Raw genomic sequence first — 12,994 nt, 5'->3', positions numbered from 1 at the left:
CGTGGACTACGTGCGCGTCACGACCACGTCCTGTTCCGGCTGACCCCGAGGCCCTCGTCCCGGCAGCCGGCCGTCGCCCGCGCGACCACCGTGCCCCCGTCACACCACCGAGCGTCCCCTCCGACGTGCCCTTCGGGCCCGTCGGCGCGGGCCGGCGCGAGCGGCCTCCCGGTGCAAGCCCCGCATCCGATGCGCAGACGACATCAGGAGGACCCATGACCACCCACGACGTCCCCGGTTCCGTTCCCGTTCCCGTTCCCGTTCCCGTTCCCGAGACCGAGGCCGCGACCTGGGCCGACTCCGACTTCGACGCGGACTCCGACTCCGGAGTGAAGGCCTTCACCGCCGAGTGGGAGGAGTGGCACCGGGACAAGGACGCCCGGCTCGCCTCCGAGCACGGCTTCCTCGCCATCACCGGCCTGCACTGGCTCACCGACGAGCCGCAGCGCGTTCCCGACGCTCCCGGGCTCTGGTCGACCGGACCCGAAGGCGTCACCGTCGCACTCGACGAGGGGACCGAACTCGTCGTCGACGGCGCGGTCGTCCGCGGACGGCACGACTTCGGCGTCATCCCGGAGCGCGGCGGCGTCGACGCCGTCTGGGGAGACACCGTGATCGAGGTCGCCAAGCGCGGCGGCCACCACATCGTCCGGCCCAGGCGCCCCGGACACCCGCTGCGGGTCGCGTTCGCCGGGACACCCGCGTACGCGCCCGATCCGCGCTGGGTCGTCACCGGCCGCTACGTCCCCTTCGCCGAGCCGCGGCCGACCACCGTCGGCGCCTCCGTCGAGGGGCTCCGGCACGTCTACGACGCACCCGGCCGGATCACCTTCCGCCTCGACGGCCGGGAACTGAGCCTGACCGCCTTCAACGGATACACTCCCGGTGGCTTCACGGTGCTCTTCACCGACGCGACCTCGGGCGTCACCACGTACGCGGCCAATCGCAACCTGCGGATCGACGCGCCGGGCCCCGACGGAGAGGTCGTGCTCGACTTCAATCGCGCCACCAACCTCCCCTGCGCGTACACCGACTTCGCGACCTGCCCGCTGCCGCCGGCCGAGAACCGGCTGCCCGTCGCGGTCGAGGCCGGGGAGAAGATCCCGCACGAGCGCCGCCCGGTCGCCCCGTAGGAACTCGGCCCGGGAATCCAGGCCCTGCCGGTCCGGCGTCGTCACCCCGGCCGGGTCCCGCCCGCTGCCGACCGGGTACCGGCGCCCGGGGGAGCTCGTGGGCCGCCTCCTGCGCCGGACGGGGACTGACTGACGTCCGGACGGGGGGCGGCACCGGAAGGCGACGGTCCGGGAAGTGACGGCTCGCCAGGTGGGCGACGTGCGGGGCGCGGGATGCCGGAGACGCGGACCGACGCCGCGCCGACCGGCCGTTCTTCCCGACCGTGTGTGATCAGCGTCACGCGCGCCCTCCGTGATGTTTCCCGGCCGGCTTCCGCTTGATCATCCGGCGAATCACGCCGCTTCGAAGGGAAGGGTGATCACGTATGGACCGCGAAAACCTGACGCTGTCCGCGGCCGACATGCGGCGTCACGCAGCCGAGTTCGTGGGGCGTGCCACCGCGAGGGCACGGCTTCCGCTCGACTACACCGCGGCGAGTCTGCGCGTCGTCGACCGGCTCATCGACGGACTGCGGCAGGGCGGCGCCGGACGGGAGGACATGGCCGGGCCCCTGATCGGCATAGGCGCCTACGTCGGCGAGGTGCTGGTGCGCGAGGCGGGCGCGGTCTGGGTCGACATCCCTGCGGACCACCTGCTCCGGTCCGTCTTCGCCCACCCAGTGGGGTCGCGGATGCCGGACGGCCGGGTGTGGAATCCCCTCGGACGGACCGTGAACCGCTTCGAGATCGGACCGCAGGAATCCCTTCAGACCTACTTCCTCACCCTGCACGGGCGGCGGCCGCCACGCACCCGCAGACGGCCGGTCCGGTCGCCGGACGGCCTGGCGGCGGGCCTGTGCTGACGGTCTGACAGGATGACTGCCTTCCGGTACACGGTGGCAACCGGAGGTTCGTGAACGTACCGGTTGTGAAGAGGATCGTGTGGACGAGGGGACGGGGCGTACGCCCACCACGGCGCGCGATTCCGAACTCGGCTCGGCCGTCGCACGGGCGCAGGAGGGCGACGAGGAGGCCTTCGCGTACGCGTACCGGACCGTCTATCCGGGGCTCCTCGGCTACCTGAGGGGCATGGTCGGCGAGGACGCCGAGGACGTGGCCTCCGAGGCCTGGCTGGAGATCGCCCGCGACCTCGGCCGGTTCCGCGGCGACGGCGTGGGCTTCCGCGGCTGGACCGCGACCATAGCCCGGCACCGGGCACTCGACCATCTGCGGAGAGTACGGTCCCGTCCCCGGCCGGCCCTGCTCGAACAAGACGTGCTCGAACTGCCCGCCGCCGCCGACACGGCGGGGGACGCCCTGGAGGCCCTCTCCACGGAGCAGGCCCTCGCGCTGGTCATGGGCCTGCCGCACGAGCAGGCCGAAGCCGTGCTGCTCCGGGTCGTCGTCGGCCTCGACGGGCCGACGGCCGCCCGGGTTCTGGGCAAACGCCCCGGTGCGGTACGGTCCGCCGCACACCGCGGATTGAATCGACTGGCGCGGGAACTCAGGGGAACCGGGAGGTGATGGGATGCCCGAGGAGCATCGGTACGAGGGTCTGGAGCGGTCTCTGCGGTCCGCGCTGCGCGACGACCGGGAGGCGGCGGACACGGCCGCCGCGAGCGGGGTCGTGACGGGCGGCGTCGCTGCGGGCGGGTCGGCCGGGCAAGCGGTCGGGGAGGCGGAAGCGAGCGCCCGAGCCGCCTTCCGGGCCGCGCGGGACGCCGGCCTGCACGTCCCCGGGCGTGCGCGCCGGACACGCCGCCGCGACGACTGGACTCCCGGCGCCGCGCGGCGGCTTCGCCGGCGCTCCCTGAGAACGGCCCTCGCCGCGGCCCTCGCCAGCGTGACGCTGGGCGGAGTGGCCATCGCCGCCGTGGACCTGCCCAGTCCGTTCGCGGACGAACCGACGCCCGTCCCGACGACCCCCGTGCCCACGCTCGGCGGGACCACCGTGCCGGCGGCCGGTGCGACGACCCTGCCGGGCGTGACGTCCGCACCCCTGTCCCTGAGCCCGGCCACGCGCCCGGCCTCGCACCCGGACCAGAGAACGGCCGGGGAGCGCGGAGAGGGGAAGGGGTCGGACAACGGCCTGAGGAAGGGACTCGGGAACGGACTGAGGAAGGGGCAGGGGAACGGGTACGGCCCCGTGAACGGACACGGGAACGATCGGGAGAAGGGCCCGAAGCCTCCGTGGGACGACGCGCGGACCGACGCACCGAAGAAGGGGCCGAGGAACGACCCCGGCCGGGACAGGCCCTGACGCTCCGGCGCCCCCTTGACATGGCTCCCCCCTCGTAAGGCAGATGCGCCGCGGAATCATTGGCGATGGCCGACCCGCTCCGCCGTGCGGGGGAGGCGCCGGTCCACCCGCACGCGCCGTCGCGCGCGGACCTCGTCGACCGGGTGACGTCCATGCGATTGCCGCAGTTCGCGCCCCCGGGTCGGCGGTCGACGGGGATACGGTCCGCTGCATGGAAGGTGACCCGGGCGTGGAGCACGATCGCGATGTGAGAGGCGATCGTGGCATGGAGGGCGACCCTGGGGCGCGGGGCGAGCGCCAGGGCTGGCTGCGGTGTCTGCTCGCCGGAGCCGTGTTCGTCGTGTGCATGGCCGGCACGACACTGCCGACCCCGCTCTATCCCCTCTACCAGGAGAAGTTCGGGTTCTCCGAGCTGACGGTGACCGTCGTCTACGCCGTGTACGCCTTCGGGGTCATCGGCGTACTCCTCCTGGCGGGCAACGCGTCGGACACCGTCGGCAGACGCCCGACCCTTCTCTGCGGCCTGGGATTCGCGGCGGCGAGCGCCGTCTGTTTCCTGCTCGCCGACGCCCTGGGCTGGCTGTACGCGGGCCGGCTCCTCTCCGGTCTCTCGGCCGGTCTCTTCACCGGCGCCGCCACCGCGTACGTCATGGAGCTCGCCCCGCGCGGCGGTGGGTCACGGGCGACGCTCGTGGCCACGGCCGCCAACATGGGAGGGCTCGGGTGCGGGCCGCTGCTCGCCGGACTCCTCGCGGAGTACGCCCCCGACCCCCTGGTCCTGCCGTTCGCCGTGCACCTCGGTCTGGTGGCGGTCTCGGTCGGCGTCCTGCTGTGGCTCCCCGAGACCGTACGGGAACGGCGCGGACCGGCCTCCGTACGGCCGCAGCGTCCCGCGCTGCCGCCGCAGGTACGGGCCGTGTTCGTGCCGGCGGCGATCGCCTCGTTCGTGGGGTTCGCCCTCTTCGGGGTGTTCACCTCGGTGAGCCCCGCGTTCCTCGCCCGGTACCTGCACGTCGACAACCACGCCGTGAGCGGCCTGATCGTGGCCCTCGCCTTCTTCGCCTCCACCGCCGGGCAACTGGCCGTCGACCGCGTCGGGGTGGCGCGCTCGCTGCCGCTGGGCTGCGCGGTGCTCTTCGGCGGCCTTCTCCTCCTCGGTGCGGCGCTGTACACGGACCTTCTGGCGCTGGTCGTCCTGTCCGCCGTGGTCGGCGGTGTGGGCCAGGGCCTCGCGTTCCGTGCGGCCCTGGCATCCGTCGCCGCCGCGGCGCCGCCGGACCGGCGCGCGGCGGTGATCTCGACGCTGTTCGTGGTCGCGTACACCGGCATCTCGATCCCCGTGATCGGCGTGGGACTGCTGGCCGATCCGCTGGGCCTGGAGGGGGCCGGGCTGGTCTTCATCGCCTGCATGCTGGTGCTCGTCGCCTCCGCCGCCGCGTATCTGATCCGGCGGCCGGTGCCGGCGAAGGGACCGTGACCGGCGCTGTCAGACGGCGACGAAGACGTCCCCCGCCGTGTCGCGGAGGACGAATCCGTTGTCGAGCCGGACGCGCACCCGCACCGGGATCTCCGCCTCCTGGTACGCGATCCACGCCGGTTCCAGGGCGGCGACCTGCTCCTCCAGCTGCGCCCTGCTCCCCGGCGGCATCTGGTGGCCGAAGTCGTCGAGGAGCGACTTGAGCCGCGCGTACTCGCGGACCTCCTTGCTCTCCCGGCGGTCGTCGTCCACCTCTTCGACGGTGCCCTCGGTACCCGCCGCCAGGGCCAGGAGGCCCACGACGGCGGCCGGCTCCGTCGTGGATTCCCCGGCCCGGGCCACCTGGCCCGTCAGGGTGAGTTCCACCGCCAGCTGTACGCGCCGGCCCACTTTCAGCGTCATCGGTCCTTCGTCTCTCCGCTCGGCCGGGCCACGCCCGCGTTCGTCCGCGGAACGGCCCGGGGACGCCATTGTCCCGGGCCGTTCCGGTGCGGACGGACAGGGGCTCGCCGCCGACCGCGACTGCGCGGGATCAGCAGGCGGGAGGTGTCGTGCCGCCCACCGCGATGCGCAGGTCCGCGCCCTCGGCGCCCACCGAGCACACCGTGACGGCCGTGCCGGCGTCCTCGTCCACCAGCGTCCTGCCCGCCGCCAGCGGGGCGTCGTCGGTGGTCGAGGTGCCCGGGGTGGCGTCCACGAGCCGGTTCCTCACCGTGCCGCCCAGGGTCACGATACGGACGATCACGCCGTTGACCAGGGGATCGGTCGCGGTGTAGTCGTCGTAGGGCGGTGTGGCCCGCCGGTATTCGAGCGACAGGAAGCCGCCGTCGGGGCGGGCCACTCGGAACTCCTGCGTGCCGCTCACTCCCAGCACGCCCAGCTGGTAGCTCCCGGTGGCGGTCACGCGCGGCACCTGCGATTCCGGCACCCAGCCGGCGAACTGCCGGTAGTCGGCCGGGTAGAGGTGCATGCCACCGCCGCCCATGGTGTCGGTCGGGTCGTCACCGCCGGAGACCGTGCACGCCCCGCTCACGGTCGTGACGCTGCCCGCGGCCGGGCAGGCCTTGAGCGTGTCGGAGTGCTGGAAGCCCGAGGAGTGGCCGAACTCATGGGTCCACATCCACGTCTTGTGCCCCACGCCGTTGGAGAGGATCCAGTTGCCGGGCAGGGCGGCGAGCCCCTCCCAGGCACACGCGGAGTGGCGGGAGATGTCGACGAAGAGGTAGTCGTACGTGTCCGGCTCGACGCCCCGTGCCCGCGCTGCGGCCCGCGCGGCGCTCAGGATCGCCGCCGACTCGCAGCCCGCCGGCCGCGCTCCCAGGTCCACGCCGGTCAGCATGTCGCCCGTGAGGGAGAGCGATCCGCCGGACACCTCCTGGAGATACGTCCGGAGGGACGGAGCACCGGCCCCGAGGGTCGCCTGCTCGACGGGCGCGGGATCGACCGGCGTCGCGTCGTTCCAGTGGGTGGCCATCACCAGCGCACGCTTCTGACCGGTCACCGGGCGGGTCGGCCAGCCCGTCGCGAAGAGTGTACTCGCCCGCTGCGGGGGTGCAGGAGCCGGCCTGGACGGTGTCGTTCCCGCTGAAGGTGCGGAGGCAGTCGCCGAGGGCGGCGTCCGTGCGGTACTTGTTCGTGAGGAGCACGTATCCGGTGTACTCGCCCGCTGCGGGGGTGCAGGAGCCGGCCTGGACGGTGTCGTTCCCGCTGAAGGTGCGGAGGCAGTCGCCGAGGGCGGCGTCCGTGCGGTACCTGTTCTTGACCAGGACGTATCCGTTGCCCTGGTCGACGGCCTCCCACTGACGCATGGAGGTGTACTCGCCCGCTGCGGGGGTGCAGGAGCCGACCTGGACCGTGTCGTTGCCGGCGAAGGTGCGAAGACAGTCGCCCAGTCCGGCGTCCGCACGGTACTTGCTCTTGAGCGGTTGTGCCTGCTGCGCCTGTACCGACGGTCGTGCCGCTTGGGTCGCTTGCGCATGTCGAGTCGGCGCCGCGGTCGCCGGCGTGTACGAGAACACGGAGACCAGCGCCAGAAGGGCGGCCGGCGCGGCCCAGGCTCTCACCGAGGACAGGGGGGCGAACCGTCGTTTCATCTCTCCTCCAGAGGCGTGCTGTCGAAGTCGTGCCACACACGTGCTGTCGGATGCGCGGCGCCCTCAGGCCGTCAGGACCTCGCCGTCCGGGAACGTGATCCGGATCCGGTCGTCGTCCCCCCGCTCGCAGTGGATCGCCGCGCGCAGGGCCTCGGGGTGCACGGCGTCCCGGGTCAGGACCACCAGCGTCACCTGCACGCGCGCGCGTACGGGGTGCCCGGGGGCGAATGGACCGGAGGCCAGGAGGTACGGAGTCGCCGAGTGCGGTCCGAACGCGTTGGCCGCGACCTCCCGGGCGATCTCGCCCTCCTCGTCCCAGCCGTGGAGTCCCACCACCGCGCTCGTGAGCCCCGCCTCCGTGCGCGCGAGCGCCCAGCCCGGGCCCCTGCGGACCTGCGGCGGGGCGACGTCCGCGACCGCGTAGCCGCCCTCGCGCACCCGTACCCCCTCGGGGGGACGCACCCGGTGCACGCGGATCTCCCAGGGGCCGTGCAGGAGACTCGTCGACTCAACGGGGAACTCCTCCTCGTACCCGGGGAGTCGTGCCGTGTGGCGGGACGAGGCCCGGCGACCCGCGCAGGACACCGGAACGATGCGGCTCCGCCGGGACGGCGTGCCGTCCGTCGCGAGCAGCGCCAGATGGCCGTCCACCGTGCGCGCCCACGCGGAGGCGGCCGACTCCGGTGCCGTGGCCGTCGAGTAGGCGAACTTCGTGTAGTGCGGGTCGTCCTCGCCGGGACCGTCGGGCGGATTGTGGTCGCTGCCGTGGTTGACGAGCCGGACGACGCCGTCGTGCGGGGTGCCGTGGAGCAGCCAGCCGGGGGCGGGCAGCGCCGTGTACCGCGTGCCCTCCTCCACCGGAAGGGGCTGCTCGCGCTCCGTCCACACGGGATGGTCCGCGGGCAGCAGGAGACCGAGGAAGGCCTTGCTCGCCCAGTACGGGGACGCCGGTCCCGAGTACGGCTGGGTCGTCGGCAGATGGGTGCCGTACCACCCCAGCGGCAGCAGCCCCCGCTCGTCCGGCACACCGCGCTCCACGAAGTGCCGCGCCGTCCCCGACGCGAGGCGCCGGGTGAGACCGGGGGCCAGCGGAGTGCAGTCGGCGAGGGCGCCGAGCCAGACCGGGCTCGTCGCGGCGAACCGGTACGTCAGGGAACGCCCCTGGTGGACGGGCGCCCCGTCGGCGCCGAAGAACTCCGGGTACGTGGAGAGGAACAGGGCCAGCCGCTCCCGGTAGACCGCGCCCCGGCCGCCGTCCCCGTCCGGCCCGGCCATCCGGGCCCACAGCAGCGGGTACAGGTGCATGGCCCAGCCGATGTAGTAGTCGAAGTTGCGGCCGTCCCCGTCGCTGTACCAGCCGTCGCCGATGTACCAGTCCTCGATCCTCTCCAGGCCGCCTTCGATGTCCTGCCGGCTGTGCGGCGCGCCGACGGAGGCGAGGAACTGCTCCGACACCACCTGGAAGAGACGCCAGTTGTTGTCCCAGGTGCGGGCCCCCACGAAGCCCGAGAGCCACTCGACCACCCGTTCCTGGACCGCGGTGTCGAGCGTGTCCCAGATCCACGGGCGCGTCTCGTGCAGACCGATGGCGACGGAGGCCGCCTCCACCATCTGCTGCGAGCAGTCGGTGAGCACCGGCCAGGCTTCGGGCCCGTCACGCAGGGTGCCCGTTGTCAGACCCTGCGTATACCTTTCGATGAGGTGCGGGTCGACCTTTCCGTCCGCGCCGGCGATCCGGAAGGAGGCGAGCAGGAATGAGCGTGCGTACCCTTCGAGGCCGTCCGAGACGACGCCCGACCAGCTGGTGCGCCCCGGCAGGCGGTACTGCGCGAACCCGGGGGTGGCGTACGGGACGAGGGCCTCCAGCTGCCGGTCGGCGAGTGCCTCCCAGTGGGCCCGCGTCCAGCCGGTACGGGGGGACAGGACGCGGTCGGTCGGCGGCAGGCGCAGATGGGGGGCGGGCGGGGAGCCGGGCGGGGGCGCGGGCCGGGACGGGGACACGAGGGCTCCTTGCGGGGGTCGGACGGTCACTGGACCAGGTCGGCCGTGTGGCTGTGGCCCCGCGATCCGCCGACCCGGACCGTGAGCACGGTGCGGCCGCCCGGTGCGACGGTCACCGTGTCGTCGGCGCGGACCACGCGGCGGACGCGGAAGGGGAGTTCGACGGTGAGCTCCGTTCCCGTGCGCCCGGGGTCGGCGACCGCCACCGACACATGACGCCCGGTGCGGCGCACCAGCACGGTGCCGGGGCCCGACGAGTACAGGCCGCCCGCGTGTCCGGCCTGCCAGAAGTGCGCGGCGAGCAGACCGTGCCGACGGGCCTCGACGGCCTGCGCGGTGGCGTTGTTGGCGACCACGACGACAGGGCGGGAGAGCGACTGCACACCGGTCGCGACGGCGCTCGCGCCGGGGAGCAGGACGTAGGAGTAGGACCCGGACGAGGGGGAGGGGCCGTGGTCGAACCAGAGGGTGAGGTAGCGACGGGTGACGGGAGTGCTGCCGCCGCCGGTGTCCGCGCCGGTGTTGAGCGCACGCCAGGTGCCGGTGCGTTCCTCGCGGAGCGCGTTCAGCGAACCCGTCGGGGCGGCTTCACCACGGGGCGGTCCGGGGAACACGAAGCCGCCGAAGCCCTCCAGATGCGCCCAGCGGGCGCCCGAGAGGTCGGCCCGCCAGCCCTGTTCGTCGGGCTGCCTGCGCCCGTCGACGGTGAAGCGCTGCCGTCCGTCGGCGTGCAGGTTCCGGTTCTCGACGACGGTCTCGACGGTCCGGCCGTCGCTCGCCGTGATGTCCGCGCCCAGCGCCACGACGGCGTTGTCGAGGAAGAACCACGCCTTCCGGGCCCGCAGTGTGCTGCCCTGGGCCGCCAGTTCCATGGCCGACGCGCCGAACCGGCCGTCGAGCGCGGCACCGCCCGCCACGGCGTTCGTGGGCCGGTAGGTGCTCGTGCCGGGGCTCGTCCCGAGATCCGCGCGGACGCGGGTGTCCACGGTCGTACCGGGGAGGCGGTACGGGTCGACGGTCGGCCAGAAACCGTCACCGAAGGCCGAAGGGTCGTCGCCGTCGTACAGATAGGTCATGCCGTCACCGGTGTACCAGCCGTGCAGGTTCTCGCCGTTGCCCGCCTCGTACGCGGCGATGCGCCGCGACGACAGGGACAGCGCGCAGGCCCAGCCCGGCCTCCGGTGCACGACCCGGTCCATGTCGGCGAGGACCACGTGCCCCGTCGGCCGCTCGGCCGGTCGCACCGAAGGATCGTCGAGGACGGCCTTGGCGCGCGCGAGCGCCGGAATGCCCACGAGTCCCTTGTAGGGCGTCGCCTCGTTGCGGAGGATCCAGCCCTTCGCGAGAGAGCGCCATCGCTCGGCGTGGCCGGCCGGCGCCCCCGCGGCGAGCTGGAGGACGCGGCCGACGGTGGCCGCCCCGTCGTGGTGGTCCCGGGACCGCTCGCGCGACACCGCCCGGCCACGGACGGCGTCCATCATCACCCCGTCGAAGACCACCGGGGCGAACGACCGCTCCACCGCCTCGTACAGCACGGTCACCGCGGGATCCGACACCGCCCACTCCGAACCGGCGAGGAGCGCGATGAGCTGGCCCGCACCGCCGAGGAGGACACTGCCGTACGTCCCCGTGTAGGCGACGCTGCCGTGCTGGACGAACGACCCGTCCTCGTAGAACCCGTCCCCGGACGTGACGTACCGGAAGAGACTGTTGCGCCCGCCGTCCCGTACGTCGGAGAGACCGTCGCGGGCGAGGGCCGGCGCGGCGGGGTCCCGGGCGAGGAGGCCCCGCAGCGCCACGATGACGGCCTTGTCGGCGCGGTTGGCGCCGGTCTCGGCCAGGGAGGGGCTGTTCGTACGGCGATCGGGGCTCGGGCAGAACCGTGCCACGGCGGCGACGTACGCGGCGAGGTCGGCCGGCGGCAGGTGGGCGCGCAGCAGCACACAGGTGTCCATCAGCGCGCGGGGCGCACCGATCTCCCAGAACCACCAGTTGCCGGTCTCGGCACGCCCCGGGTGGTAGCCGACCGTACCCAGGAACCGCAACCCCTCCAGGAGGGTGTCGAGCACGTCCCCGCGGCCGGTAAGCGTGGTGCCGGGGGTCGCCCAGGCGGTCGCGATCGTGCGCAGCCGCGGATAGCTCTGGCCGAACATGCCGGGGTCGGAGGCCGGGGAGAGGTCGGCCCAGAGCGCCTTCCGGCCCTGCGTGGTGTCGAGCCGCTCCCACCAGGTGGTGGCCTCGGCCTCCAGGGCGGCGAGCGCGGCGGCGAAGTCCGGGTCCGCCGGGTCGAAGGCGCCGCCGGTGAGCTCCTGTTCGGCCCGGGCGAGGAGGGAGTCGTACGGATCGGCGGCGTCCCCGGCCGAGGCGGGTCCGGGTCCGGCGCCCTCGGCGGGCGGCGTCGCCGCCGCGGCGGTGCCGGGAAGGAAGGAGAGAACCGGCGTGGCACCGGCGAGTGCGAGCATCTGTCGTCTGGGGAGAGCCATGACCGGTGCGCCTCCTGCTGATCGGCCGATGAGTGCGGGGGAGGGGAGGGGAGGGGAGCGTCAGTCGGTGAGGGCCGACGGATCGACGGCCGGCTGCGGCAGGCCGAGCGCCGCGAGTTCCGTGAGGCCCTGCGCGTCGATGGGGAAGGCCCACCGGTTCACGAAGAAGTCGGTGAGGTCGCGGCCTGCCGTCCGGCTGGCGTAGAGGGCGAGGTGGCGGTACCGCTTCGCGGTCTCCGTGTAGTCCGACGCGGGGTTCTCCTCGCGGACCAGCCGGTGCATCCGGGGCCAGAAGTCGGCGCCGAACGCGAGTTCCAGCTGGCGCAGCGGGACCAGCTTCTCGTACGCCCCGAAGGACTTCTCGTAGACGAGGCCGGCTCCGCCGAGCTTGGGGAGGGCCGACTGGAAGGGGGCGAGACCGGTCTTGGCGTCCGGGAGGAGGAGGTTGGACGTCTGCCCGAGCGCGCGCTGGACCGCGAGGGAGTAGATGTTCACGGTGACCTCGGTGAGGCCGGTCGGCTTGTAGGCCATCTGCTGGTGGGTGTGGCCGAGTTCGTGGTACAGGCCCCATCCGCGGGTGCGCAGGCCCTGGACGGTGGTGGCCCGGTCCAGGTAGGCGCGCGGGAAGCCGTTGTAGCCGTGGGTGGCGAAGGCGCCGACCCCGGCGGGGACCACCGACACCTCGGTGAAGTGGAAGCGGCCGGACTTCGGGCGGTGCAGCGGCGAGGAACCGTCGAGGCCGCTGATGTCCTGTTCGGCCTGGACGATCTCTTCGAGGAGCGACAGCAGGGCCGCGTGGTCCTCGCCCCGGTGGAGGAGGGCGCCGTCGCGGGTCAGCGTGACGAGGGTGCGCGGACCGTGGAGTTCGACCACCGGCACGTCGGTGAGGGTGTCGAGCCGGTGCTGGAACGCCGTCTCCGTTGTGCGACCGAGGGTGAATACGGGGATCGGTCGGGAGCCCTCCCCGAACCGCACGCCGGCCCGTTCGCCGTCTCCCTCCAGAGTGAAGTACATCGGTCCGCCGTGCGGATCGGTCACGGTGTTGCTGCCGGGCTTGAGCGGGTACGGGCGGGGCTCCTTGACCGTGCCGTAGTAGTCCCACCGGCCGATCCACAGCGTCGGCACCAGACCGTCGAAGGGGAGGACCGTGCACCGCAGCGGGGTGTTCGCGGGGGCGTACCGGCCGGTGGGCTGGAACTCGCTCGCCCGGAGGGCGGACGCGAGGCGCAGTCGCTCGGCCTCGGCGGAGGGGCGTGCCGTGAGCGCGACCGTCGGGCCGCTGTGCGCGTCGGCCCGGGCCGTCCCCGAACCGACGGCGAGCGCGGCACCGGCCGCGGTCATCGTGGCGAGGACCGCACGACGGGACGGGGCGGACACGCGTGAGGAGGAGGGGGAGGAGGGGAGCGGGGACAGCGGGGGGATCTGCATCGGTGTCATCTCCTGGGGGCGAGGAGGTGCAGAAGGCGGGGTGCGCATCCCGGAGGCAGCCCTGAGCTCGGCTCGGAACGAGGCGCGAGCTGCACGGTGCGAGGCTCGGGGAGCTGCGCGTCAGCATGTAAGCGTTTGCT

Annotated in this window: 10 protein-coding genes; 5 read left to right on the top strand and 5 right to left on the bottom strand. The window is 73.4% G+C overall.

Features of this window, described 5'->3' with window-relative positions:
• Nucleotides 1–215: 215 nt before the first annotated feature.
• The 5 genes from IF00_RS0100250 to IF00_RS0100225 all read left to right on the top strand — a co-directional run bounded on the left by IF00_RS0100250 (nucleotide 216) and on the right by IF00_RS0100225 (nucleotide 4,849).
• Nucleotides 216–1,133 carry a DUF1684 domain-containing protein gene (locus IF00_RS0100250; RefSeq protein ID WP_078944470.1) on the top strand — a complete coding sequence of 306 codons (918 nt, stop codon included), beginning with the start codon at nucleotides 216–218 and terminating at the stop codon, nucleotides 1,131–1,133.
• Between the two features lie 365 nt (nucleotides 1,134–1,498).
• On the top strand, nucleotides 1,499–1,975 hold the full coding sequence (locus IF00_RS0100245) for a hypothetical protein (RefSeq protein ID WP_030312933.1): 477 nt from the start codon (nucleotides 1,499–1,501) through the stop codon (nucleotides 1,973–1,975).
• A gap of 79 nt (nucleotides 1,976–2,054) precedes the next feature.
• Nucleotides 2,055–2,636 carry an RNA polymerase sigma factor gene (locus IF00_RS0100240; RefSeq protein ID WP_030312932.1) on the top strand — a complete coding sequence of 194 codons (582 nt, stop codon included), beginning with the start codon at nucleotides 2,055–2,057 and terminating at the stop codon, nucleotides 2,634–2,636.
• 4 nt (nucleotides 2,637–2,640) lie between these two features.
• On the top strand, nucleotides 2,641–3,372 hold the full coding sequence (locus tag IF00_RS46345) for a hypothetical protein (protein WP_051819580.1): 732 nt from the start codon (nucleotides 2,641–2,643) through the stop codon (nucleotides 3,370–3,372).
• Between the two features lie 265 nt (nucleotides 3,373–3,637).
• Nucleotides 3,638–4,849 (top strand): MFS transporter, encoded by a 1,212-nt coding sequence (locus IF00_RS0100225; RefSeq protein WP_030312929.1) that lies wholly within the window; start codon nucleotides 3,638–3,640, stop codon nucleotides 4,847–4,849.
• A 9-nt stretch (nucleotides 4,850–4,858) separates the two neighbouring features.
• Here IF00_RS0100225 and IF00_RS0100220 read toward each other — a convergent pair whose 3' ends face one another.
• The 5 genes from IF00_RS0100220 to IF00_RS0100200 all read right to left on the bottom strand — a co-directional run bounded on the left by IF00_RS0100220 (nucleotide 4,859) and on the right by IF00_RS0100200 (nucleotide 12,854).
• Entirely contained in the window at nucleotides 4,859–5,251 is a 393-nt protein-coding gene (locus IF00_RS0100220; protein ID WP_030312928.1) for a hypothetical protein, read from the bottom strand.
• A gap of 130 nt (nucleotides 5,252–5,381) precedes the next feature.
• The gene (locus IF00_RS0100215) at nucleotides 5,382–6,350 is read right to left on the bottom strand and encodes a hypothetical protein (protein WP_051819579.1); all 969 of its coding nucleotides are present in this window, start codon (nucleotides 6,348–6,350) and stop codon (nucleotides 5,382–5,384) included.
• A gap of 655 nt (nucleotides 6,351–7,005) precedes the next feature.
• A complete protein-coding gene (locus IF00_RS0100210) occupies nucleotides 7,006–8,943 on the bottom strand; it encodes a DUF2264 domain-containing protein (protein WP_051819575.1) in 1,938 nt (645 codons plus the stop codon).
• 26 nt (nucleotides 8,944–8,969) lie between these two features.
• The gene (locus IF00_RS0100205) at nucleotides 8,970–11,426 is read right to left on the bottom strand and encodes a polysaccharide lyase 8 family protein (protein WP_030312925.1); all 2,457 of its coding nucleotides are present in this window, start codon (nucleotides 11,424–11,426) and stop codon (nucleotides 8,970–8,972) included.
• Between the two features lie 60 nt (nucleotides 11,427–11,486).
• The gene (locus tag IF00_RS0100200; RefSeq protein WP_030312924.1) at nucleotides 11,487–12,854 is read right to left on the bottom strand and encodes a M60 family metallopeptidase; all 1,368 of its coding nucleotides are present in this window, start codon (nucleotides 12,852–12,854) and stop codon (nucleotides 11,487–11,489) included.
• Nucleotides 12,855–12,994 lie beyond the last annotated feature (140 nt).

The sequence above is a fragment of the Streptomyces flavochromogenes genome, assembly GCF_000717595.1.
GTDB classification, from domain to species: domain Bacteria; phylum Actinomycetota; class Actinomycetes; order Streptomycetales; family Streptomycetaceae; genus Streptomyces; species Streptomyces flavochromogenes.
This window is presented reverse-complemented; position numbering and strand designations above follow the sequence as displayed.

What these genes read in the sequence shown, in the direction of transcription:
- IF00_RS0100225 (WP_030312929.1), top strand. Translation starts at nt 3,638, where the DNA reads ATGGAGGGCGACCCTGGGGCGCGGGGCGAGCGCCAGGGCTGGCTGCGG.
- IF00_RS46345 (WP_051819580.1), top strand. Translation starts at nt 2,641, where the DNA reads ATGCCCGAGGAGCATCGGTACGAGGGTCTGGAGCGGTCTCTGCGGTCC.
- IF00_RS0100250 (WP_078944470.1), top strand. Translation starts at nt 216, where the DNA reads ATGACCACCCACGACGTCCCCGGTTCCGTTCCCGTTCCCGTTCCCGTT.
- IF00_RS0100245 (WP_030312933.1), top strand. Translation starts at nt 1,499, where the DNA reads ATGGACCGCGAAAACCTGACGCTGTCCGCGGCCGACATGCGGCGTCAC.
- IF00_RS0100205 (WP_030312925.1), bottom strand. Translation starts at nt 11,426, where the DNA reads ATGGCTCTCCCCAGACGACAGATGCTCGCACTCGCCGGTGCCACGCCG.
- IF00_RS0100220 (WP_030312928.1), bottom strand. Translation starts at nt 5,251, where the DNA reads ATGACGCTGAAAGTGGGCCGGCGCGTACAGCTGGCGGTGGAACTCACC.
- IF00_RS0100200 (WP_030312924.1), bottom strand. Translation starts at nt 12,854, where the DNA reads ATGCAGATCCCCCCGCTGTCCCCGCTCCCCTCCTCCCCCTCCTCCTCA.